Source organism: Rufibacter roseolus (assembly GCF_017916365.1).
GTDB classification, from domain to species: domain Bacteria; phylum Bacteroidota; class Bacteroidia; order Cytophagales; family Hymenobacteraceae; genus Nibribacter; species Nibribacter roseolus.
Genome location: NZ_JAFMSU010000002.1, coordinates 522,607 through 546,935 on the forward strand (window position 1 = coordinate 522,607; position 24,329 = coordinate 546,935).

The 24,329-nt window shown below is 52.1% G+C and carries 20 protein-coding genes; 12 read left to right on the plus strand and 8 right to left on the minus strand.

Annotated features, from left to right (window positions below; translation table 11 throughout):
* Positions 1-226 precede the first annotated feature (226 nt).
* The 9 genes from J3P35_RS11155 to J3P35_RS11195 all read left to right on the plus strand — a co-directional run bounded on the left by J3P35_RS11155 (position 227) and on the right by J3P35_RS11195 (position 9,373).
* Positions 227-1,639, plus strand: coding sequence for an anthranilate synthase component I family protein (locus J3P35_RS11155; protein ID WP_210464682.1), 1,413 nt, complete (start codon positions 227-229; stop codon positions 1,637-1,639).
* Positions 1,640-1,734: 95 nt separating this feature from the next.
* The gene (locus tag J3P35_RS11160) at positions 1,735-2,358 is read left to right on the plus strand and encodes an anthranilate synthase component II (protein ID WP_210464683.1); all 624 of its coding nucleotides are present in this window, start codon (positions 1,735-1,737) and stop codon (positions 2,356-2,358) included.
* Complete coding sequence (gene trpD / locus J3P35_RS11165) at positions 2,355-3,341, plus strand: anthranilate phosphoribosyltransferase (protein ID WP_210464684.1); 987 nt, start codon at positions 2,355-2,357, stop codon at positions 3,339-3,341. The genes J3P35_RS11160 and trpD overlap by 4 nt, the downstream gene beginning before the upstream one ends.
* A gap of 14 nt (positions 3,342-3,355) precedes the next feature.
* Positions 3,356-4,177, plus strand: a complete 822-nt coding sequence (trpC, locus tag J3P35_RS11170) for an indole-3-glycerol phosphate synthase TrpC (protein ID WP_210465568.1) — start codon at positions 3,356-3,358, stop codon at positions 4,175-4,177.
* A 143-nt stretch (positions 4,178-4,320) separates the two neighbouring features.
* Positions 4,321-4,956: a phosphoribosylanthranilate isomerase gene (locus J3P35_RS11175; protein ID WP_246850167.1), complete on the plus strand. Its 636-nt coding sequence runs from the start codon at positions 4,321-4,323 to the stop codon at positions 4,954-4,956.
* Positions 4,957-5,025: 69 nt separating this feature from the next.
* Positions 5,026-6,222 (plus strand): tryptophan synthase subunit beta, encoded by a 1,197-nt coding sequence (gene trpB, locus J3P35_RS11180; protein ID WP_210464685.1) that lies wholly within the window; start codon positions 5,026-5,028, stop codon positions 6,220-6,222.
* The gene (gene trpA / locus J3P35_RS11185) at positions 6,209-6,985 is read left to right on the plus strand and encodes a tryptophan synthase subunit alpha (RefSeq protein ID WP_210464686.1); all 777 of its coding nucleotides are present in this window, start codon (positions 6,209-6,211) and stop codon (positions 6,983-6,985) included. The genes trpB and trpA overlap by 14 nt, the downstream gene beginning before the upstream one ends.
* Before the next feature lie 96 nt (positions 6,986-7,081).
* Entirely contained in the window at positions 7,082-8,095 is a 1,014-nt protein-coding gene (gene aroF, locus J3P35_RS11190) for a 3-deoxy-7-phosphoheptulonate synthase (RefSeq protein WP_210464687.1), read from the plus strand.
* A 522-nt stretch (positions 8,096-8,617) separates the two neighbouring features.
* Positions 8,618-9,373, plus strand: coding sequence for a hypothetical protein (locus J3P35_RS11195; RefSeq protein ID WP_210464688.1), 756 nt, complete (start codon positions 8,618-8,620; stop codon positions 9,371-9,373).
* Between the two features lie 95 nt (positions 9,374-9,468).
* Here J3P35_RS11195 and J3P35_RS11200 read toward each other — a convergent pair whose 3' ends face one another.
* The 3 genes from J3P35_RS11200 to J3P35_RS11210 all read right to left on the minus strand — a co-directional run bounded on the left by J3P35_RS11200 (position 9,469) and on the right by J3P35_RS11210 (position 11,506).
* Entirely contained in the window at positions 9,469-9,684 is a 216-nt protein-coding gene (locus tag J3P35_RS11200; RefSeq protein WP_210464689.1) for a hypothetical protein, read from the minus strand.
* A gap of 102 nt (positions 9,685-9,786) precedes the next feature.
* The gene (locus tag J3P35_RS11205) at positions 9,787-10,500 is read right to left on the minus strand and encodes a hypothetical protein (protein ID WP_210464690.1); all 714 of its coding nucleotides are present in this window, start codon (positions 10,498-10,500) and stop codon (positions 9,787-9,789) included.
* Between the two features lie 328 nt (positions 10,501-10,828).
* Entirely contained in the window at positions 10,829-11,506 is a 678-nt protein-coding gene (locus tag J3P35_RS11210) for an arylesterase (protein WP_210464691.1), read from the minus strand.
* A gap of 152 nt (positions 11,507-11,658) precedes the next feature.
* On the opposite strand from J3P35_RS11210, the gene J3P35_RS11215 reads away from it, so the two are divergent.
* A complete protein-coding gene (locus tag J3P35_RS11215) occupies positions 11,659-12,342 on the plus strand; it encodes an ABC transporter ATP-binding protein (protein WP_210464692.1) in 684 nt (227 codons plus the stop codon).
* Positions 12,343-12,579: 237 nt separating this feature from the next.
* Entirely contained in the window at positions 12,580-15,117 is a 2,538-nt protein-coding gene (locus J3P35_RS11220) for an ABC transporter permease (RefSeq protein ID WP_246850170.1), read from the plus strand.
* Positions 15,118-15,361: 244 nt separating this feature from the next.
* On the opposite strand, the gene J3P35_RS11225 is transcribed toward J3P35_RS11220, so the two are convergent.
* The 5 genes from J3P35_RS11225 to J3P35_RS11245 form a co-directional block, all read right to left on the minus strand.
* A complete protein-coding gene (locus tag J3P35_RS11225) occupies positions 15,362-16,615 on the minus strand; it encodes a sialidase family protein (protein ID WP_210464693.1) in 1,254 nt (417 codons plus the stop codon).
* A gap of 118 nt (positions 16,616-16,733) precedes the next feature.
* Positions 16,734-19,028 (minus strand): TonB-dependent receptor, encoded by a 2,295-nt coding sequence (locus J3P35_RS11230; RefSeq protein ID WP_210464694.1) that lies wholly within the window; start codon positions 19,026-19,028, stop codon positions 16,734-16,736.
* Positions 19,029-19,129: 101 nt separating this feature from the next.
* Positions 19,130-19,540: a hypothetical protein gene (locus J3P35_RS11235; protein WP_210464695.1), complete on the minus strand. Its 411-nt coding sequence runs from the start codon at positions 19,538-19,540 to the stop codon at positions 19,130-19,132.
* Between the two features lie 142 nt (positions 19,541-19,682).
* On the minus strand, positions 19,683-20,153 hold the full coding sequence (locus J3P35_RS11240) for an Mpo1 family 2-hydroxy fatty acid dioxygenase (protein WP_210464696.1): 471 nt from the start codon (positions 20,151-20,153) through the stop codon (positions 19,683-19,685).
* Positions 20,154-20,320: 167 nt separating this feature from the next.
* Positions 20,321-21,832, minus strand: coding sequence for a hypothetical protein (locus J3P35_RS11245; RefSeq protein WP_210464697.1), 1,512 nt, complete (start codon positions 21,830-21,832; stop codon positions 20,321-20,323).
* Between the two features lie 265 nt (positions 21,833-22,097).
* Here J3P35_RS11245 and J3P35_RS11250 point away from each other — a divergent pair, with 265 nt between their 5' ends.
* On the plus strand, positions 22,098-24,248 hold the full coding sequence (locus tag J3P35_RS11250; RefSeq protein ID WP_246850172.1) for a dipeptidyl peptidase 3: 2,151 nt from the start codon (positions 22,098-22,100) through the stop codon (positions 24,246-24,248).
* Positions 24,249-24,329 lie beyond the last annotated feature (81 nt).

Here is a 24,329-nt window from a genome sequence, read left to right on the forward strand (position 1 = left end):
GATGCAAATAATGAAAGGCTCGGATTCACCCGGGCCTTTGGTGTTTTAAAATCGTTCAGAAGTACAAGAAAGAGCAGAAATGGAAAAAGTGATGTTTAGCGAAATGATTTGGTGGTGGCACAATCGAGAGATTCGTGAACAGCAGGTTATTGCCTAAACTAAACTAGCCCATACTATAAAAGGCTTGCTGTTCATCCCAAACGGCAAGCCTTTTTTTATACTTTTTATGAAAACGTACACCCTACAAACGCAATACCGTCAACTCCTCGCCGACACCGTGACGCCGGTGGGCATTTACCTGCAACTGCGTGACAAGTACCGCAACTGCCTTTTGCTGGAAAGCTCTGACTACCACGGCCACGAGAATAGCTTCACCTACATCTGCTGCGAGCCCATCGCAGAGTTCAGACTCAAGGACAGCTTGCTGCGCCGCTCTTACCCGGACGGATCGGTAGAGGAGGAGGTACTGGCCAACAAGCGTGATGCGGTAGGATTGCTGCAAACCTACTGCGAGTTGTTCAAGACCGAGGCCGGGCCTTTCGGGTTTATCCAGAACGGGTTGTTCGGGTATATGTCTTTTGAGGCAGTGCAGTATTATGAAACGCTGGACCTGCGCCAGAAAGAAACCGCCCACCCGGAGCTGCCCGAGATCCTCTACCAAGCCTTCCGCTTCGTCATCGCCATTGACCATTTCAAAAACGAGTTGTACATTTTTGAGCACTTTTTTGGAAATGAGCCCCAAAACGATGGCCTGGATGAGTTGGAGACTCACATCCGGAACAAGAACTTCCCTATGTTTCACTTTTCCCTCTCCGGAGAGGAAAGCACAAACCAAACCGATGAGGAGTTCCTGCGCGTGATTGAGGAAGGCAAGCGCCACTGCCACCTGGGCAACGTGTTCCAGATTGTGCTCTCCAGAAGATTCTCCCAGTCTTTCCAGGGCGATGAGTTCAACGTGTACCGCGCCCTGCGCTCCATCAACCCGTCGCCTTATTTGTTTTATTTCGATTACGGCAACTTCAAGATCTTCGGGTCTTCGCCTGAGGCGCAGCTCACCATCAAGAACGACGTGGCCACCATTTACCCCATCGCTGGCACGTTCAAGCGCACCGGCAACGATGCCGCCGATGCCGAACTGGCCCAGAAACTCTACGATGATCCCAAAGAGAACTCAGAACACGTGATGCTGGTAGACCTGGCCCGCAATGACCTCAGCCGCCACGGCGACAACGTGAAAGTGGAGGTTTTCAAAGAGGTGCAGTACTACTCGCACGTGATCCACCTGGTGTCCAAAGTAACCGCCAGCCTGCCGCAGGCGCACGGCTCGGTGCAGATGGTGGCAGATACTTTCCCGGCCGGGACCTTGTCCGGCGCGCCCAAACACCGCGCTTTAACCCTGATTGATGAACTTGAGCCCACCGGCCGGGGTTATTACGGCGGATGCATCGGGTACCTGGGTTTCGGGGGCGATTTCAACCACGCCATCATGATTCGCTCGTTCCTGAGCGTACAGAACAAACTGCATTTCCAGGCAGGGGCCGGGGTAGTGGCCAAATCGGATACCCGCAGCGAATTGAACGAGGTGCACCACAAACTGGCCGCTCTGCGCAAAGCCTTGGAGAAAGCCGCCAGCATTTAAATGATTGAAAGCCGTTTTAAGGCCATTTTTCCAAAAACAGGCCTAAAACGCAGAGAAGATCCATATCAGACAGACGACAAATACCCTTTAGTACCATGAAAATCCTTGTCTTAGATAACTACGATTCCTTCACCTACAACCTGGTGCAACTGCTGCGCGAGCTGGGCTACGGAAACCAACTGGAAGTGTACCGCAACGATCAGATCAGCCTGGAAGAGGTAGAGAAATACGATGTGATTCTGCTCTCTCCAGGTCCGGGTGTGCCCAACGAGGCGGGCATCATGCCGGCGCTTCTGAAGAAATACGCGCCCACCAAGCGCATCATGGGCGTTTGCCTGGGCCACCAGGCCATCGCCGAGGCCTTCGGGGCGGAGTTATCTAACCTCAAGGAGGTGTTCCACGGCGTTTCTTCCACCTTGCGGGTAGTGAACAACCAAGAGCCTATGTTTAAGGAGTTGCCATCCACCTTCAACGTGGCCCGATATCATTCCTGGACCGTGGTGCCCGAGTCGGTACCCACTGAGCTAAAAATCACGGCGGTGGACGAAACCGGGGAAGTGCTGGCCCTACGCCACAGCAAGTACGATGTGTGCGGCGTGCAGTTCCACCCAGAGTCCATCCTGACTGATTTTGGCCGGGAGATGCTGCAGAACTGGTTGCAGAACCCCACCAAGCGCGTAAACCAATGGACTACCTTTGCTGCTTCCCTTGCCCTATGAAACAGGTACTGCAGCAACTGATTGACCACAAAGCGCTCTCCAAGGAAACCGCGAAACAGGTTCTGCTCAACATCGGGCGGGGCCAGTACAACAGCAGCCAGATGGCCGCTTTCATGACCGTGTACCTCATGCGCAACATCACGGTGCACGAGCTGGAGGGATTCCGGGAGGCCATGCTGGAACTCTGCCTGCTCCCCGAGCTGGGCACCGACCAGGTCATAGACCTCTGCGGCACCGGCGGCGACGGCAAAGACACGTTCAACATCTCCACGCTGGCTTCTTTTGTGGTGGCCGGCGCGGGGTACAAGGTAGCCAAACACGGCAACACCGGCGTATCTTCCATCTGCGGGTCCTCCAATGTGATGGCGCACCTGGGCTACAACTTCACCAATGACAGCACGGCCTTGCGCACCAAACTGGAGGCCGCTAACATCTGCTTTCTGCACGCGCCGCTCTTTCACCCGGCCATGAAGGAAGTGGCCCCCATCAGAAAAGAACTGGGCGTAAAGACGTTCTTCAACATGCTGGGACCCATGATCAACCCGGCCAAACCGCATTTCCAGATGGTAGGGGTATTCAGCCTGGAATTGTTGCGCCTCTACACGTACCTTTACCAGGGGACCGGCAAACGCTTCGTGTTGCTGCACGCCCTGGACGGTTACGATGAGGTGTCGCTCACGGGCCCTTTCAAGATGGTGACGCCGCAGGGCGAGCAGATTCTGCAGCCCTCGGACCTGGGCCTTCCTACTTACCAGGAAAGCGACCTGGCCGGCGGCAACTCCATTGAAGAATCGGCGGCGATCTTCATGAACGTGCTGGAAGGTCGCGGCACCCAGGCCCAGCAAGACGCCGTGGTAGCGAACGCCGGACTGGGCATTTTCTGCGCCGATGAGCGCTTGACGCTGCCCGAATCCATTCAGAAGGCCCGTCAGTCGCTCAACAATGGGCAGGCCCTTAAAACATTACAGACGCTTTTAGCTTAACACCTTATATGTCCTTGACCATCCTTGACAAAATCATTGCCCATAAGCGGCAGGAAGTAGCAGATCGCAAAAGCCTGGTGCCTACAGCGGCGTTGGAACGCAGCATTTATTTCCCCTCGCAGCCGGTATCGCTCCGCAAGTACGTACAGCGCCCAGATCTGAGCGGGATAATTGCCGAGTTCAAGCGCAAATCGCCCTCCAAGGGAACCATCAACGCCTACGCGCCTGTAGAGCGTACCTCTATCGGGTACATGCAGGCTGGCGCCTCGGCCTTGTCCATCCTCACCGACACCAACTTCTTTGGGGGCAAGAACGAAGACCTCACCACGGCCCGCAAATTCAATTTCTGCCCCATCCTGCGCAAAGATTTTGTGGTGGAGGAGTACCAGATCCTGGAGGCCAAGTCCATCGGGGCCGATGCTATTCTGCTCATCGCGGCGGTCTTGACGAAAGAGGAGGTAAGCCAGTTGGCGCAGTTCGCCCACTCATTGGGTCTGGAGGTGCTGCTGGAGGTGCATACCCGCGAGGAAATGGAGCGCACCATCACCCCGCATGTGGACCTGGTGGGCGTGAACAACCGCAATCTGCATGATTTCTCCGTGAGCCTGCAGACGTCCTTTGACCTGGCCCAGCACATCCCCAACGAGTTTGTGAAGGTGTCTGAGAGCGGCCTGAGCGAGGCCAGCAGCGTGATGGAGCTTCGGCAGTACGGCTACGAAGGTTTTCTAATGGGAGAGACCTTCATGCGCCAGAGCCGCCCAGAGAAAGCCTGCGCCGCATTTGTGGAGGAGTTAAAGAAACTGCACGTGGTAAGCCAGCTAGCTTTCAAAGGGTAAGCAGCTTATATAAGTATCCAGCTTGTCCTGATGCTCCGTTTTAAGCTCGATTTTAGAAAACAGGACTGAAACGATTCGCATTTAAAGAGAAAGATAATCACAGTGGCACAGCTTCAAAGCCAAACAAAACCAGACAGAACAGCATGCCAGATTACAACCTGAAGATAAAAGTCTGCGGCATGAAGTACAGTGAGAACATCCAGGAACTCATGGTGCTCCAGCCAGATTATGTGGGGTTTATCTTCTATGAAAAATCGCCCCGCTATATCTCTACCCAGTGGGCCGTATTCGCCTCGGTTTTCCCGAAGGAGACCAAAAAGGTGGGTGTGTTTGTGGATGAGGAACCTGGGGGCATTTTGCAGAAAATGACGGAGCTGGGGCTGGACATGGTGCAGTTGCACGGCCACGAGTCACCCCAGGTGTGCCATGAACTCCGGGACGCGGGCCTTTACGTAATGAAAGCCTTCCGGGTGGGTGCTGATTTTGATTTCGGGCAACTGAAGCCCTACGCCGGCACCTGCGACTATTTTCTATTCGATGCCAGCGGTGCCAACCCCGGGGGCAACGGCGTGCGGTTCAACTGGGACCTGCTGCAAAACTACCATCTGGAGGTTCCTTTCTTTCTGAGCGGAGGCATTGACCTGGAGCACATAGAGGAGATTAAAGCGCTGAACCTGCCCCGGTTGCACGGCCTGGATTTGAACAGCAAATTCGAAATTCAGCCAGGCCTGAAGGACATCAACCGGTTGAAAGAGTTTATCGAAGGAGTGAAAGCATAGTCATTATTTTATAAGATGTTACGGGAGCGAAAGTCATGTGCTAAGCTTCCTGATTAATACAAAAGAGGAATGGAATACGGAGTAAATGAACGCGGCTATTATGGCCAATTTGGCGGGGCTTTCATCCCGGAGATGCTGTACCCCAACGTAGAGGAACTGCGCGAGAAGTACCTGTCCATCATGGCGGAGCCGGAGTTCCAGCAGGAGCTGCAGGAGCTGCTCCGTGATTATGTGGGTCGGCCCACGCCGCTGTACCACGCCAAGCGCCTCTCAGAACGGTACAACACCAAAATCTACCTCAAGCGTGAGGACCTGAACCATACCGGTGCCCACAAGATCAACAACACCGTGGGGCAGATTCTGCTGGCTAAACGCCTGGGCAAAAAGCGCATCATCGCGGAGACCGGGGCGGGGCAGCACGGGGTGGCCACGGCTACCGTTTGCGCGCTAGCCGGGCTGGAGTGCATTGTGTACATGGGCAAGATTGATACGGAGCGGCAGCGGCCTAACGTGGAAAAAATGCGCCTGCTGGGTGCCACTGTGGTGCCGGTGACTTCCGGTTCCCAGACCCTGAAAGACGCCACCAATGAGGCCATCCGCGACTGGATCAACCACCCCGAGGACACGCACTACATCATCGGCTCGGTAGTAGGTCCGCACCCATACCCGGACATGGTGGCCCGTTTCCAGTCCGTTATTTCAGAAGAGATCAGAAAACAGCTCCTGGAGAAGGAGGGACGCGAATTGCCCGATTACGTGGTGGCCTGTGTGGGAGGTGGCTCTAATGCCGCTGGTGCTTTCTACCACTTCCTGAATGAGCCTGAAGTGAAACTGGTTGCCGTTGAGGCGGCTGGATTGGGGGTGGATTCCGGCCATTCGGCCGCTACCTCGGTGCTGGGTAAAACCGGCATCATCCACGGCAGCAAAACCCTGCTCATGCAAACCGAAGACGGCCAAATCACCGAACCGTATTCAATCTCCGCAGGATTGGATTACCCTGGCGTAGGTCCGCAGCACGCGCATTTGGCCCAGACAGGCCGCGCCCGATTCATCGCCATCACCGATGCCGATGCCATGGAAGCCCTTCGTGAGTTAAGCCGCCTGGAAGGTATTATTCCAGCCATTGAAAGCTCGCACGCGCTGGCAGCCCTCAAAGAAATCAACGCCGGTCCCGATGACGTGGTGGTGCTGAACCTCTCCGGCCGCGGCGACAAAGACCTTAACACCATTCTTACTTATTTTGAACAACAAGATGGCCCAAAATAGACTCACGCGCCTGTTCCAGGAGAAAAGCGGAAATCTACTCAACATTTACTTCACTGCCGGTTACCCTAAACTGGAAGACACGGTCACCATTCTGGAGGAACTGGAAGCCGCCGGCGCAGACCTGGTGGAGATAGGAATGCCTTTCTCAGACCCACTCGCCGATGGCCCTACTATTCAGGCTAGCAACATGGTGGCCCTGGAGAACGGCATGTCCATCAAAACTCTGCTGCAGCAACTAGAGGGAGTAAGAGAGAATGTCACATTACCCATTATTCTCATGGGCTACCTGAACCCAGTGATGCAGTACGGCTTTGAGCGCTTCTGCGAAGACGCCGCGAGAGTAGGCGTAGACGGCCTGATCCTGCCAGACCTGCCTTTCGCCGAGTACGAGGAAGAATACAAGCCTATCCTGGAGAAACACGGCCTCAGCCTGATCTTCCTGATCACTCCGCAGACTTCCGAGGCCCGCATCCGGCAGATCGACAAACTTACCAATTCCTTCATCTACATGGTGTCTAGCGCCAGCACCACGGGTAGCCAGGTTCAGGCCTCAGATTCACAGCAGGCGTATTTCTCCAAAGTGAAGAACCTCGGTCTGAAGAACCCGCTGCTCATTGGGTTCGGGATCAGCGACAAGCCTTCGTTTGAAATGGCCTGTTTATCGGCGCACGGCGCCATCATCGGCAGCGCCTTCATCAAAGCCCTGCAACAGCCTGAGGAAGTGCGCCAAAACGTAAGATCATTCCTGAAAACGCTACGCTAAAATTGGAGATTTGAAGAGGTGAAGATTTGGAAACAGTGAAATGAATCTCCAAATCTCCACCTTTTCAAATCTCCCCATCTCTACATCTGAAAAAACATGCTTATTCAGCTACAACAAGATATACGTCCTGAGGACAAGGCGGCCATTGTGAACAAGGCCAAAGAGTTGAAGTACAAGACCACCGAGGTGGTGACCCAGGCAGGACATTACCTGGTGGGCACTGGCAAAGCCGAGTTTGACGTTCGCGCCATCGGGAACCTGCCGGGCATCAAAGACATCCACATCGTCTCTGATGATTATCGGCTGGTTTCCAGAAAATGGAAAGTAAACCCCACGGTCATTGACTTCGGCGATGGCCTGACCGTGCAGGAGGGGGACCTGACCATCATGGCCGGGCCGTGCTCTATTGAGAACGAGGACCAGATAGAGAAAACCATTCAGCACCTGGTGGCCAACAACGTGCGCTTCATGCGGGGCGGCGTGTTCAAGCCCCGTTCCTCGCCGTATTCTTTCCGCGGTCTGGGGCTGGAAGGCCTGAAGCTGTTCTACGACATGTGCCGCGCGCACGGGATCAAGATTGTGACCGAGGTGATGCAGGTGTCGCAGATCGCGCCTATGGAGCCTTACACCGATGTTTTCCAGGTGGGCGCCCGTAATACACAGAACTTTAATCTGCTGGATGAACTGGGCAAAGTAGACAAACCCGTTCTGCTCAAGCGCGGCATCTCAGGCACCATTGATGAGCTGCTGTATTCGGCAGAATACATCTTCTCGGGCGGAAACGAAAAGCTGATGCTCTGCGAGCGCGGTATCCGGACCTACGAAACCGCCAGCCGCAACACCTTGGACCTGAACGCCATTCCCATCCTGAAGGAGAAAACCCACCTGCCGGTGATTGTGGACCCCTCGCACGGGATTGGCATTCGGGAGTACGTGGAGCCGATGGCCCTGGCCGCGATCATGGCCGGCGCCGATGGCATCATCTACGAAACCCACGAAAAGCCGGAGGAAGCCGCTTCAGACGGAGCCCAGACCCTGAGCTTCACCGAGTCTGAACGCCTGATCAGGAAAATGCGGAAGACCTTTGAGCTGCGGAAAGAGCTGGTGTAAGGCAAGCGGTTTCACAGTTCAGTTCCTGCAGTGGTAATTTCATGTTGCGTAATAAGCATCAGAAGAAATAATTGAAAAAAGTGTTTTAAGGCCATTTTTTATAAGACGGCCTTAAAGCGTTAAGAGGCAAAACGTTGATGTTTTTTAACCCGGCAAAAAAGCCTTTGGTTTGGGAGTGGAACCACTAAAAATCCCCCTTTAAACACTCTTAGGGGAATCTTTTGAAGAAGATGCCCGTATAATTGGTCGTGAACAAAGAAGGGATTACTGCCCATATCATTTTTACTTTAAGTGTTAAAAAATATAAAGTTCTTGCTTTTCTGAGTCAGGCCTTTTATATTAGTTTCAGTTATGAAAACATTTGCCCAGTCACTCATTATTGTCAATTGCAAACCGTTCGCGATGCGAGCCGGAGCCAGGGCAGTATGGGCAACAGTTAACTAACCTATTTAGAAAGTTAAAACCCAATATAAAGCCTGGCTCCGGTATACGGAACCAGGCTTTTTTTATTTAAACCAAGCCATGTATCAGCAACAGTATCACCAGTACAGCATCAGGGAACAACAAACCTGGAACATCTTGTACACGAAGCGGGCAGAAGCACTTTCTGCCGTGGTCTCCCTGCCTTTCTGGCAAGGAATCGACGCCCTGGAACTGAAGGCTTATTTTATTCCCGAATTCCAGAAGGTGAACTATCACTTAAAAAGCCTCACCAACTGGGTATTGGTGGCGGTGGAAGAGCCGCTGCGCCCTCGGCAGGTATTGGCTAAATGGGCTAAACGGAAGTTTCCGGCAGTGACGTCCCTGCGCCTGCACCCAGACAGCGATCTGCGTTTGCAGGGCGACAAAGACCTGTTCCAGGATGTGTTCAGCCAGTTACCGTGGTTGCTCCAGCCAGAGGTAGCCGATTTCATGGAACGGGTAGGGAAACTGTCGCTCCAGCATAAAGACCCGGCTGCCACAGATCTGCTGTGGCGGCTGGTGCAGCACGTACTGGGCAACGGGCTCCTGCGCGATGCCCAGGGAAACATCACCCTTTTCGGGGCTAACCTCATCTCCAACGCCCCCGAGGCTGACTTGGCCCTGAAGCGCGAGAATGCCTGGCACCCCATTGTGCTGGAGGAAATCCTGGCTCAGCCTTACAAACGCGGTGAAGCCCCCGAAGCCTACTTCGTACTGGAAAGTCTCTCAGACTTAACACGTCTGGCGGACCAACTGGAGAAAGAAGGCGTACCAGTGGTAGAGATCCCGGCCCAGTGGCAATTACTGGTAGGGTAATCAATTTTTTATGTTTAACGGAGACTGCCTGCTAAGGAACATAATCATTAGTTAGCAGGCAGTCTCCGTTAAACAAACATTGTGTTTTTAACCGATCATTTTTCAATTAGGTCTGAAGAGAATTCTATAAATGTTGGTGTGTAAACATTTACGGGTCTACTATTTTTGATGATAGTATGGTAACCACTGCTAGGCCCAGTATAACTTCCATCTATTTCAAAAGATGGTGAGGCAGTAAGGCTAGCTAGAATACCAGAGTTATTTTTTTCAAATAGGGAAGATTTCTCTTTCATATTTGTGTAATCTTCCATTAAAAGGTATGCTGCACATAAATTATTGATTAAGGCATTTGCAACCTTTTTATTTATTTGACTTTTCTTATTTCCACAATCCGCATTAGATAAATGCTTTTCTCAAACTTGTATGTATGGAGCAGGAGTGCCTTTGCTAATTTTTTTTCCTGATATAGCATTTTTGAATTCCTCAGTCGCTTTATTTATATCTTTATAGGCATCAGATTCCCCTTCTATTTTAGAAGCTGCTAACCTAACTTCATAGTTGTGCTCTGATAAATCATAGTCTACTTTTTTTTGAGTGTAGCTTAAGAGGGCTTTTGTTAAATCTCCTATTAGTGAATTTTGCATGTAGGTTTCTAATTCAGATCTACTTTCAAAATCTCTTGTGTCATATGGCCCTCCAGCTCTCTCAAAGCTATAAATTGTTTTTCCAGTTTTATTTTCCACAAGATCATAACCATATTCAGCTTTGTAGGAGAGGCTATAATAATACCTCATGCCGTTCCTTGCTTTTGTCTCATTCAATTTCTTATTTTCTACATATATTCCTTTTACATAAATTTTAAGTAATAAATCAGCATCGTTTTTCTTGAATTCTAATCCTTGTACTTTGGGTGGATCTCCAACCTTAACAGCCATATTCCCAAAATCATATTCAATAGAATAAGTTTGATAGGTTGGTGTCAATGTGATGTTAGGAGATTTTGTAAAGTTTGTCCAAAATTTGTCTTCTGATATTTTTTGCGAAAATACCAGCGGTTTGATTGATAATAAAATCAGTAAAATCAAAGTGGTTCTTTTGTTACATAAAAATTTTTTTATTGTTTTCATAAATTAAATTTTTGAAGATTATTGAATACCATTAAGACAGATGCCCCTAGTTTTAAATAGAAGAGAATTTTGAGTAATAAAGATGGAAAATATAGGTGGGTTAAAGTCTATTGGAAGATATATCAAACAATAGTTTTGACTCCTGTACTTATGAAAGCAAGGAAGGAGGAGAAGTCGAAAGGTCTATTTGAAAAACTTATGATGGGGGAGTAACTTAGAACTAAGATAAGTTATAAGAAGCTATAAGTCAATAATTTAATAAAGAAAATGCCTCTAATAAGCATTTCTTTTGCTTATTAGAGGCACAACTGCACTTAAAAGGTTTTACTTACAGCACTCCTTGCAGAACCTCCCAAACGTTATTCGCCAGGATTTTCTGCCCGGCCGAGGTGGGGTGGACGCCATCGGGTTGGTTAAGGGACCGGATGCCGGCTACGCCTTCCAGCAGGAAAGGAATAAGGGCCATGTTGTTTTCTTCGGCCAACTGCCGGAAGATCACCCGGAACTCGCTGGCGTATTTGCCGCCCATGTTGGGTGGTACCTCCATGCCTGCCATCACCAGTTTAGCCTCTGGGTACTTGGCTTTCACTTTGTCTACAATGGCCTGCAGGTTTTTCTTCGTCTCTGACGGCGGAATGCCACGCAGTCCGTCGTTGGCGCCTAGTTCCAGCACAAACACATCTACCGGCTGCCGCAGGAGCCAGTCAATCCGGTTTTTGCCCCCCGCCGAGGTTTCTCCGCTCAAGCCCGCGTTAATGGCTTTGTAGCCCAAGTCCAGCGAATCTATTTTCTTCTGGATAAGCGCCGGGAACGACTCTGAAGGATTGAGGCCGTATCCGGCGGTGAGGCTATTGCCAAAAAAGAGAATGTTTTTCATAGGTTGGGGGGCCTTGTTAGCTGCTTCTTTGTCTTTTCCGGGGGAAGCTTCGTCTTTACCGCCGTTTCCGGAGCAGCCGGAAATGAGCCAAACAAAGAGCAACAGGTAAATGAATGATTGCTTATACATACGGGTTAGGTTTCTTTTTCACCTGCAAAGAAAGTACTTATACCTTGTTTAGGGCGTTTGGGGTTTAAACAATGGAATTTAAATCCTGTTCTGTAATTTACCGTTTGCTAATACGGCACCAGCACCAAACCTTCCTTATCTAACCAAGCGCCTTGACACCAATTCTGCACATCCAGGATCTTACCAAAACATACCAAAGTACCGGCCAAACCCTTACGGTGCTGGACAACATCAACTTCACCCTAGAGGAAGGCTCCACCAATGCCATCATCGGTCCCTCAGGAAGCGGGAAAACCACGCTACTGGGTCTCTGCGCAGGTCTGGACCGATCAAGTTCCGGGTTGGTGGAGCTGAACGGCATCAGGCTGGATACCCTTAATGAGGATGCCCGAGCCCAGGTAAGAAACCAATACGTGGGATTTATCTTCCAGAACTTTCAGCTCCTGCCCACGCTCACGGCTCTGGAGAACGTGATGGTGCCCCTGGAGCTCCGGGGCGAGAGACACATCAAACAACAGGCAATGGAACTGCTGGACAAAGTAGGCCTCGCCGACCGGTCGCACCATTATCCCACGCAGTTATCAGGGGGTGAGCAGCAGCGCGTGTCCCTGGCCCGCGCCTTCTCTAACCGACCCAAAATTCTGTTCGCCGATGAACCCACCGGAAACCTGGATGCCGAAACAAGCGAGAAAGTAGTCAAACTCATCTTCGACCTGAACCGTGAGGCGGGCACTACCCTGGTCCTGGTCACCCACGATGCTGAATTAGCCGGGAAGACCCAGCGCATCATCAGGATGAAAGGCGGCAAAATCATCGGAGATGATGTAATGTGCTAATTGTTTAATGTGCTAATGTGTTAATGTGCTAATGATTTTTAGGGATGGATGCCAATGAGTTCTAGTAATTTGAAGCATTATAGTTTTCGGAGCACCTTTAGTAGTCAATCAGAATCAAGCATGGTCCATTAAAGAATTAACTCACTCACTCACTCACACATCAAACAATTAGCACATCAGCACATTACCTCATTTGCACATTAAAACCAGCACATTAACACGTTAGCATATTAAAAAATGGATAAACTCAACTTCCCGTGGTTGGTGCAGATGGCCTGGCGAGACAGCCGCCGGAACCGCTCGCGGTTGTTTCTTTTCATTTCCTCCATTATCCTTGGTATAGCCGCGCTGGTGGCCATCTTCTCTTTTGGGTACAACCTGCGCCAGGACATTGACAGCCAGGCCATGGAACTGATCGGGGCTGATCTGGTGATCACCAGTAACCGGCCGGTGGAGCCTAAGATGCTGCCCTTGCTGGATTCCCTTGGTAACCGGAGGTCCAAGGAGCGGAGTTTTGCCTCCATGATCCTATTCCCCAAAAGCCAGGGCACCCGGCTGGTACAGATCAGGGCGCTGGAAGGGCAGTTCCCTTACTACGGAGCCCTGGAAACAGTGCCCAAAACGGCGGCGCAGAGCTTCAGGGAAGGCCAGCAGGCGCTGGTAGACAAAACCCTCATGCTGCAATTCGATGCCCGGGTAGGTGATTCCATCAAAGTAGGGGAAGTTACTTTCCAGATTGCAGGTATCCTGAACAAAGCGCCCGGGCAGACCGGGATATCGGCAACCGTTGCGCCGGCAGTGTACATTCCGCTCCGGTTCCTGCCCCAAACCGGCCTTGAAAAGAAGGGGAGCCGCATCAATTACCTCTTCTACTACAAGTTTGACCAGAAAACCGATGTCAAGATGCTGGTAGAGCGTTTAGAGCCCCGTTTGGAAAAAGAGGCCCTGAATACCGAGACCATCGAGACACAACGCGAGGACATGGGCCGCTCTTTCAAGGACCTGACCAGCTTCCTGGCCTTGGTTGGTTTTATTGCGCTGCTGTTGGGTAGTATTGGGGTGGCCAGTGCCATTCATGTGTACATCAGGGAGAAGCTGCGTTCCATTGCCATTCTGCGCTGCCTGGGCGTGAGTGCCACGCAGGCCTTCCTTATCTACGTTATTCAGATCCTGGGCATCGGGTTGCTTGGGTCTATCATAGGCGCCGCGGTGGGCACGGTGGTGCAGCAGTTGCTGCCGCAGGTCTTGCAGGATTTACTGCCCGTGGAGATCACGGTGGGCATCTCCTGGCTGGCCATTTTCCAGGGGATTGGTTTGGGGCTGATTATCTCCCTGCTGTTCGCGCTGTTGCCGCTGGTGAGTATCCGGAACGTCTCTCCGCTTAATACCCTGCGCATTTCCTTGGAAAGCACCAGCCTGTTTAGAGATCCGTTGAAATGGGGGGTGTACGCGCTCATTCTGCTGTTCATCTTCGGGTTCACTTATCTGCAGACCGAAAAATGGAAAGAAGCGGCTTATTTCACATTAGGCGTTCTGGTGGGGTTCTTGGTGCTGGCCGGAATTGCCTGGGCCCTGATGTGGGCTGTGCGGCGTTTCTTCCCAGATACCTTGGGTTATGTCTGGCGGCAGGGGTTGGCCAACCTTTTCCGGCCTAATAACCAGACGCTCATCCTTATCGTCTCCATTGGGTTGGGTACGGCTTTCATCTCCACGCTCTACTTTGTGCAGACCATTCTGCTGAACCAGGTGACCCTTTCGGCAAGCGAGAACCAGCCCAACATGGTCTTGTTCGACATCCAGGAAGGGCAGCGGCAGGCAGTGGCCCAACTCACGAAACAGCAGGGCTTGCCCGTAATCCAGCAGGTGCCTATTGTGACTATGCGCATCGAGGAAATCAACGGGAGAACCGCTGAGGACGTGAAGGAAGACAGTACCCTGGGCGTATCTCCCAGGGCTTTCCAGCGCGAGATCCGCTCTACGTTCCGGAGTGCTTTATCGGATTCTGAGAAGATTATTGAAGGCACCTGGCAAGGAAAAGTGGCCTCGCCCAGTGATACCGTATATGTCTCCCTGGATGATCGTTACGCCGAGTGGATTAAAGTAAAGGTAGGCGATGAGATCGTGTTCAACGTGCAAGGTGCGCTTATTCCCACAGTGGTAGGCAGCCTACGCGAAGTAGACTGGAACCGCATCCAGACGAACTTCAGGGTAGTGTTCCCGGAAGGAGTGCTGGAGGCGGCGCCGCAGTTCCATGTGTTATTGACCAGGGTAGACGCAGCCCAGACCTCGGCCAGATTCCAGCAGGCGGTAGTACGGCAGTTTCCCAACATCTCAATTATTGACCTGGAACTGATTCTGAGTGTGATGGACGAGCTTTTGGACAAGATTGGGTTTGTAATCAGGTTCATGGCAGCCTTCAGCATAATTACGGGGCTCGTGGTGCTCATCTCATCGGTGCTCATCAGCAAGTACCAGCGCATGCAGGAAAGCGTATTGCTGAGAACATTAGGCGCCAACCGCAAACAGATCTATGCCATCACGGCCCTGGAGTATTTCTTCCTGGGTGCTTTGGCCGCCGGCACTGGCATTGTCTTGTCACTGGCAGGTAGCTGGGCCTTGGCCAAGTACTCCTTTGAAACCAAATTCACACCGCAGCTTCTGCCTGTTCTGGTGCTCTTTATCATCATCTCTTCACTCACCGTGGTCATAGGCTTGTTCAATAGCCGGGCCGTGGTGAACCAATCACCGCTGGAGGTACTGCGGGCAGAAGGGTAGAATTCAGTTTAAAAAGCAATGCGGACGTCGTTACGGTGTAATGACGCTACAGACAAATATGTAGCGTCGTTGCACTGCAACGACGTCATCCGGCAGGTTGAAAGGGTGCGGTCCTCCAAAGTGAATATGGTGCAAAAACACTCCTGAATTAGTGTCACATAAATCACCTTTCCCTAATTAGGGCCTGTTTTCTTGAAAACAGGCCCTAAACAATTAACCAAAGTCGTTTCCTTCAAGGCAAGGCTTACAACTCTTTCTTAGCAGAAGTTTCCACCACTTTATACCAGACCTCGCTTTTCTTGTCCTGCTTCTGCGTGTAGGCCACCAGGATTTTAGACGCGCCAAGCCCCATCACCACCGGATGGGTAGCGCTGGTAAAGTCAGAGGTAAGATACGTTTGCTGCACGGTTTTCCCCGAGGCATCCCTCACCTGTAACCCAATCCGGCTGTTGAATAGCTTGGAGTTAAGCACCTGCTCATCCCACACCAGGGCCAATTGGTTCTCTCCGAAGCTGGTGAGTTGCGGATGTTTGGCCGAGGGGAGCTGACTTACCTGCTCTCTTGGAGAAAAGGTGTTCTCTGAAGTTTTATGGCTATAGAACACACCGCTGCCACCGCCCATGGTGTACCAAGCTGCGTGCAGTCCGCTTTGGTTCCAGGCCAGGGTAGGGCCGGTGTGCGGACAGCCTTTGATGGCCCAATTGTCTACGCTGATGCGCTCGCGCGGAGCGAAGGTCTGCCCATTGTCCGTGGACACCAGGTGCATCATGTCCCGGATGCTGTCGTTCAGGATTGCCCGGTAGGCGGCATGGAGTTGGCCTTTTCCGTCCACAAACAGATCCGTGCGGCAACATTGGCAGAGCTGCTGGTCAATGACTTTCTCGTAGGTGAACCCGTTCCGGCCGGAGGTGCTGGAGAAGTAGAGGCTGGAACCTTCCTTGGGCGTGTTCTTGCGGGAATCGAGCCAAATGGCGGCAAATTCGCCGGTGGGCAGTAAGGTGATGTCAAAGTACCGCTCGTCAATGCTGTTTTCGGCATCCTGCGCCAGTTGTTTGGGCCTGGTCCAGGTTTTCCCACCGTCAAACGATTGGGTGTATTTCACCAGACCGGCGTAGCTGTTTTCGGGGTTAGGGTTCTGCACGGCAAACATGGCCAGAATGTCGCCGTTTTTCTTGAACAGGATCTTGGACAGGTTCTCATCGTGCGGATACACGCCCTGAGAGGTAGGCACCGTCATGGGTTTCCCAAAGGTGGTGCCGCCATCCTTTGAACGGGCGTACATCAGCAGGTAATTGCCGGTGGTGTCCTGCGCCTGCACCCAGCACAGCACCGGATTCCCTTGTTGGTCCTGGGTAAGATAAGGGCAGGAGGCTTTCAGGTTTGATAGGGAAACCCGGTTTTCTGGCGGTACCTCCTGCGCGGCTTTAGACTGGCAACCTATCAGCCAAAGGAAGCACAAAACAAATAGAAGTGTAGTGATGCGGTATGGGAATTTCATAAAGTCCATGCGAATAAAATGATGTAAATGCTGATGCTTGATTATTGCTTATTAAGTGTAAAACACCTGTAAAACAAGCTTCAAATAAACTAAACTGGTAAGTAGGCTAGACTTGTTTTCAGCCTCCTTTTCCAATGAATTGATATCCCACGCCCACGTTGAAGGTGCGCGGCACGCCTTGCCGGTAGCTCTTGCCATAGGAGTATTTGTCTACCGTGGTGGCGTAAAGTTTATCAGTGAGGTTAATGGTGTTGATCCAGGCTTCAAAGCCTTTGAAGGCGTAGCCCACACGCGCGTTGAACAGGTGATACCCGCCGTAATACTCAGAATTGACGGGGTCCATGTAGTATTTGCCTACGCGCTGCCACTCCAAACCTAGACGCAAACCTTTCAGGAAAGTCGGACGGTAGGTGACCTCGGCGTTGCCGATAAATCGGGGCGCAGTAGCCATTTCGTTGCCGGAATAATCTGCGCCGCGCTCCACGTAGGTGAGAAACCAGTGCCGGGCGTTGGTGCCGCTCACTCTAAAGGAGAGTGCCTCAGAAGGGGCGTAATTCAGGGTGTATTCAATACCGCGGTGACGGGTACGGCCGGCGTTCTGGTTTTGGTAGGAGCCATTTTCCAGCCGCACGGAGATGATTTCGTCTGTCCCGTTCATCTGGTACAAACTCACATCCAGGTAGGCTTTGTGCTGCAGGAAACTCCACCAGCCGCCCACTTCGTAGCTGCTGAAATCAGAGGGTTCCAAAGTGGGTACTTTCACGCCGCGGTACAGCTCAGTGATCTGCGGCGGCGCGAAACCCAGGCTGTAGTTAGCGTAAATTCCCTGGCTTTTCCCAAAGTCATAGGTCAGCCCCAACTTGGGCGAGAATTGCCGGTAGCCGTTTTTATCATCGGGTGCGCCCGTGAACGCAGAGGGCGGCAGGTAGTTGTCAAAGGTGTAGTCCATGCGGTCATAGCGCAAGGCAGCCACCAGTTTCAGGCGCTCCAGCGGGGAGATTGCGGCGTGGGCGTAAACGGCGGTGTTGAGCAGATCCACTGAGTAGTGGGTAAGAAGCGAATCTGAGGAGGTGTAGCCGGTGTACAGGCCTTTCTCGTCCCGATCTACGTCAATGAACCGGGCGGTGTAGGTGGCGGGGCTGTAATCGGCACTCACGCCGGCAATGAGGCTGGCGTTCAGGAACGAGAAAGACTTGCGGTGCTGGGCAATGAGGCCGTAGCTGGTGAAGGCGTCTTCGTTGATCTCGCCTTTGGCTTTGCGGGCGTTGCCCTGCACGTTCCCGATGGCGTAGAACGGGTTCTGCCCGATGGCATTGTTCCGGAAGAACAGGGTGGCCTGGGTTTGGTTGGAGGCATCCCAGGCGTGTTCCAGGGTGCTCCTGAGGCGCAGGGCGTTGACTTTGCGGTAGGTGAAGGTGTGCAGGCTGCTGTATTCCTTCCGAAAGAAACGGGTGCTGTCCAGGCCGCCGGTCTGGTCGGTTTTATAGTCCACCAGGCTGCCCGAGGTAGTCAGTTTGCTGCGGTCACTGATGCGGTAATCGGCCCGGAGGGTGAACGCCAGCTTGTCAAAATCGCTGTGGCTGATAATGCCGTCCCGCTGCGCCGCGTAGTACCCCCCGGCAAAGATGCCCACCTTCCCAAAGGTATTAGACACACTGAATTCGGTTCTGCGGTAACCCTGGGTGCTGCCTTCCACCTGTACTTTGGCGGTGGGCACCGGAGCCGGAGCCTGCGTGATAAAATTGACCGCTCCGCCAATGGCTTCGCTCCCGTACAGCGAGGAGGCCGGACCTCTGATCACCTCGATGTTCTTCAAGGCCGCCATGTTGATCTCAATGAGCGCGTTGTGGTTGAAATCACCGGAGGTCCGGATAGGAATGCCGTCTTCCAGGTACAGGAAAAGGCTTTTGTAGCCAATGGGCTGCCGAATGGCCATGGTGTGCTGCTCATTGCCCAGGTTCACCATATACACGCCACTCACCTTGTTCAGGACCTGGTCCAGAGTGGTGGCTTTGGTTTCCTGCAGTACCCGGCTGGAGATCGTGCTGATGGCCACGGGCGCCTCGGTTCTGGCCTGGGCTTGCCGGCTAGCCGAGACAATGACCTGGTTTAGTTGGTTAGAGGTAGGTGCCAGCGACACCAGCATAAAATCGTCTTGGAAGGGTACCTGCCGGGCATTGTACCCTAGGTAGGAAACCAGCAGAGAGGTAGGTTTCTGCCCCGTTTGCAGGGTGAAACTGCCATCGCGCTCCGTGATGGTGCCCGTAGTACTCTGGGCCATTTGGATAGAAGCGCCCACCAGCGCCTCTTTGGTATACGCATCCAACACCCGACCTTTTACGGTGAATTGGGCACGGGCAAAGGGTGCCAGCATCAGGAGAAAGCAGATGCCGGCCAAACATATTTTTTGCATGGAAATTCAGTTACAGTCAGAAAAACGGTGATAGCAGCAACGCCGGGGAAGATTCCGGGTACGGGTATCCGCTTCGGTCAGTAAGACCGAAGTATTCTTAATCAGGCTGTGAACTTGGGTGGATGGAAGACGGAGACATGAACCCCAATCGGCCTTCCTACAGGAGCAGAAGTTGGCGAAAGTGTGGGTTGGAGGGTCTGGGTGGTGGTAGAAGCCACAATTGGCTGGTAATACAGGGTGATATCCTGCTTCTGTTTCTGGGTTTTGTTGTTGCCCTGGTTCTGGGTCTGCTCAGCCTTCTTGAGCTTTTTCATGAGGTAGCATTTCCCGTTACAGTGCATCTGGGGTTTCTCGCGGTTGATGCAAAGCACTTTGGAAATAAAGTCCTTGTTGGCCTCATAGTCCAGCACAATGAAAAACTTGCTGAATGCCTGGGTGAGCATCACCGATAGAAGCAATATGGTGGCAAGGTTTTTCAAGACGTGCAAATCGGGGCAAAGGTAAGGAAGCATCTGAAAACTTCTTGAACCAAGACGACCGAAATAACCGAACGGTGGCCTTGTCTTTAGAAGAAATTCGTTTTCAGGCCAAATCTTCAAAACAGGCCTTAAATCTACCCCAGCAGAGGTTAAAAACCACCGGCAGCACAGGCGTTTAGTACCTCAAACCTAACTTCTGGTAGATGAAGCTCAGGAGCCAAACCGGCCCGATAAGCAGGAATTGCACGTCTTTCAGGAAAGAAGGCTTTTTGCCCTCTATCTTATGCCCGATGAATTGCCCTACCCATGCCACCGCGAAAATGATGAGGCACAGGGCCCAAAGCGGAAGACGTTGCACCTGGTCCAGTTGGTACACAATCCAGAGGAAAAACGAGGTTACTAACACCATACCCAAGGCCAGGCTGGGCGAGAGCATGAAGTAGTAGACCATACAAAGGAGCACAAAGAGAATACCCCAGTTGAAGAGGAAAGGCAGGTTCTCCAGAAAACCAGGGACGGGGATTGCCCAGATCAAACCCAACAAACTGATCATAATGGCTGGGACGCAGATCCAATGGATGAGTTTGTTTGTGCCATTACGGTGGCTCTCGGCGTACTCGTCTAACAGTTGGTGGATGGCAGCCATAGCGTTTTTTTACTTCAATGTACAAAATCTGCCCTAAGAAGTAAAGCTTTTATAGTGCCGCATATTGCGCTGCACCATAGGAATTTATGGTATATTTTGTCTTCTTAAATGGTGCGATTATGTAAACCAATTAACAGTAGAAAAGCTCTGTGCGGTTTTTTACTGACCTATGGGACAGACCCTGTTGGCAAGGTTAGTTGTTTCAGGCCCTGATCGCCGTACAAGGTGGGGCAGGAGGTTAAAGGCTCTAACCTGAATTGCTTGAAAAATGAGGAAGGTGACCTATGACGCATAAACCAGGCGCGGTTGAAGATGGGGGCCTCAGGAGAATAATCTGTGAAGATAGGTTGCCGCTGTTGACGGGCTTGGTTGATGGCATTGGAAAGAACTTCTGTTGTAGCCCAGCTTTCATATGCGTTAGGATGGTACTGGCCGGTTTGGTAGAAGTAAAAAGACGTAAAGGCATTCTTGTCTTGCAGCAGGAGCAAAGCCTCGGGATGCTTCTGTACTTCCTGGTAAACGCAGGTTTGGTTTGTGTAGGTGAAGGTGTGATTAGGCAGAATGCCATAAGCCATGTTCCAGAGGAAAAGCGCAGAACCAGCCAGCCACAGTGGCCAAGATGTACTCAACCTATAACAACCCAAAAGGATAGCCACCAGGAAAGGCACCATGACCATAAACTCGGCATTGCCCACCGCATACCAGGCAAACAGCAGCTGCAGCCCCAGAATGAGAAGGTGAACCTGGAAAAAGGCTCTTTGGTGTAGCTGTGTTTCCTTGCGGAAGAAAACAACTCTTCTGGTAAGAACTGTAGCAATAATAAAGGTTATTATTGCAGGTATTATGTAAAGTATGTTTGCCTTAGCCAAAAAGTACAGTCGGCCGTGCACCTCCAGAAAGGTCCTGATGAAAGAGATAAAGGTGAGCAGAAAGTTCTGGGAGGAAATCGAGGTATTAACGCTGCTTTTGTAGAAGTCCTGGAAAACGAAGCGGTGGGCCTGAGGGAAGGGGATGTCCTGCTGGTACATCACTAAAGCGTAAACCAGCGGGACCACCAGGGCCGGAACCAGGTACGTCAGAACTAGTTGTCCTCGTTTAGGCACCGAAATCAGAAAACCGAGCCCTAAACCCAGCCACCAGAAGAAATGCACCTGGTGGTACAGGCAGGCAAAAGCCGCCCAAAAACTGCTCCAGGCAACATCCACCCATTTGCCTTGGTTTTGGTACCGCAGCCAGAAAGAAGAACCCAACAGCGAGAAGAATATGGGCAGGAGGTAGGTCTCGTTCTCAGTGGCATACCGCATGGTACCAAAAGAAGCGCCTGCGAGCAAGAGCAATCCGGCCTGTACTTTGGTATCTTCCTGCAGGCGCGCCAGAATACGCCAGAGCACCAGCAGACATCCTGCCGCCGCCAGGCTGTTCAGAAACTTCAATGCTTCCAGCGGCTGTCCTTTAAATCCCAGTGCCTGGCAAAGATTGTAAAATTCCAGGCCAGTAATGTTGTAGAGCAGATGGTGCGGTCGCCAGAGATCAACCTGCCACTTCACGCTGGCGGCGTAGTCATAGGCGTCTGAGGTGGAGTTCTGGGTTGGGAAAACGGCATACACCAGGAACAACGCCACCACCAAAAAGAAAGGAAGAAAACGGCTTTGCAAGAAAGGGGTGGTCCGGGGCTCCATGCAGATGAATAGGGCAGAAGGTGTTGCTCCTGCCGGTTCCTTTTGGCTTTAAAGGTATTTCTTTCTGCCGGTTTTTTAATGCACGCTGCTGCTATGTTACCCTGAGAAAGCGCATATCCGGCAGAAAAGAAAATCGTTTTAAGGCTATTTTCCGGAAAATAGGGCCTAAACTAGGAAAAGGCAACTTTGAACGGCCTAACGGATCGGTTTTTGCCTGCCTGTTCCTAATTCCTTACTTTTAAAGGATCAAACCCCAGAAAATTATATGAAGAAAACACCTATAGCCGTATCTGCGTTGCTGCTGGCCTCTTTGCTGGCCGGCAGCTGCGGCAAGAAAACCACGGCAGCTTCTTCGCCGGCCATGATGCCGGGAGAGGCCAGCGTGGTTAAAAACCAGGAAATTGGCCCTATCTCCCGCACTTCGCCGCCGCAGGTCATCGTGGAGGATTCCGTCTTCAAATACGTCTCAGAGCAATTTGCTGACCTGCGCATCCTGCGGTACCGGGTACCGGGTTTCGAGAACCTGACCGCCAAGCAGAAGGAGTTGCTGTATTATCTCTACGAAGCCGCCCTCTCTGGCCGGGACATCATCTATGACCAGAACTACAAGCACAACCTGCGCATCCGGCGCACACTGGATGCCCTGGTGCAGAACAAGCGCGACCGCTCCACTTCGCCTGATTGGGAGAAGTTTATGGAATACACCAAGCGCGTGTGGTTCTCCAACGGTATCCACCACCATTACTCGGCCAACAAGATCATGCCTGAGTTCAGCCAGGAGTTCCTAGCCGCCTCCATCCGGAAGGTACCGGCAAACCAATTGCCCCTGCAGCCCGGTGAGAACGTGGAGACCTTCATCAAATGGCTTACCCCCATCTTGTTCGACCCGAACCTGGATGCGAAGCAGGTGAACAAAGCCGCCGGCCAGGACCTGATCAAGACCTCGGCGGTGAATTTCTACGAGGGCCTCACGCAGAAAGAAGTGGAGGCTTTCTATGCTAAGAAGGACAACAAGAACGATCCGCGCCCGGTGTCGCATGGCCTCAACTCCAAGGTGGTGAAAGAAAACGGCCAGGTTGTGGAGAAACCCTGGAAAGTGGGCGGCATGTACGGCCCGGCCATTGAGCGCATCGTGTTCTGGCTGGACAAAGCCGTGACCGTGGCCGAGAATGAGAAGCAGCGTCTAGCTCTGCAGAAACTGTCCGAGTTCTACCGCACCGGTGACCTGAAGGTGTTTGACGAGTACAACATAGCCTGGGTCAAAGACGTGGATTCGCAGATTGACGTGGTGAACGGGTTCATTGAGGTGTACGACGACCCATTGGGCATCAAAGGCTCCTATGAATCAGTGGTGTCTTTCAAGGACGTGGAGGCTACCAAACGCATCAAAGCCATAGGTGACCAGGCCCAGTGGTTTGAAGACAACTCGCCGCTTTTGCCGCAGCACAAGAAAAAGAACGTGGTGGGCATCACGGCCAAAGTTATCACCACGGTGGTGGAAGGCGGCGATGCGGCCCCGGCCACACCCATCGGGATTAACCTGCCCAACGCCAACTGGATCAGGAAAGAGCACGGCTCCAAATCAGTGAACCTAGGCAATATTGTACATGCTTACACTGAGTCAGCCAACACGGGCGGAAGCGCCTTGAGTGAGTTCGCCTTCAGCCAGGAAGAGATTGACCGCGGTAAAAAATACGCCTCCCTGGCCGGCGACCTCCATACCGACATGCACGAGGTGATCGGGCATGCCTCAGGGCAGATCAACCCGGGAGTGGGCACACCCAAGCAGACCCTGAAGAACTACGCCAGCACCATGGAAGAAGGCCGCGCCGACCTGGTGGCCCTGTACTACGTGATGGATCCCAAACTGGTGGAGATTGGCGTGATGCCTTCTTTGGAAGTGGGCAAAGCCGAGTATGATGCCTATATCCGTAATGGCCTCATGACGCAGCTCTCACGTTTGGCGCCCGGCGAGATGATTGAGGAAGACCACATGCGCAACCGCCAGATGGTAGCCGCCTGGGCGTTTGAGAAAGGCAAAAAGGACAACGTGATTGAGCGCGTGACCCGCCAGGGCAAAACCTACTTCAAGATCAACGACTACCAGAAACTGCGTGACCTGTTCGGTCAACTGCTTCGCGAAACCCAGCGCATCACCTCAGAGGGTGATTTTAAGGCGGCCCAGAAACTGGTGGAGACCTACGGCGTGCAGGTAGACAAAACCCTGCACCAGGAAGTACTGCAGCGTTACAGCAAACTCAATATCGCCCCTTACCAAGGCTTTATCCAGCCTAAACTCACGCCCGTGGTGAAGGATGGAAAGATTGTGGACGTGCTGTTGGTGTACCCAAACAACTTCACGCAGCAGATGCTGGAGTACGGCGAGGTGTACAACATTCTGCCTAACTACAACTGATCTGCGTTTTGAACTTTTTTATAATTAATACAGCCCCTAAACAGAAAATGCCTGACTCAGTTCAGGCATTTTCTGTTTTAA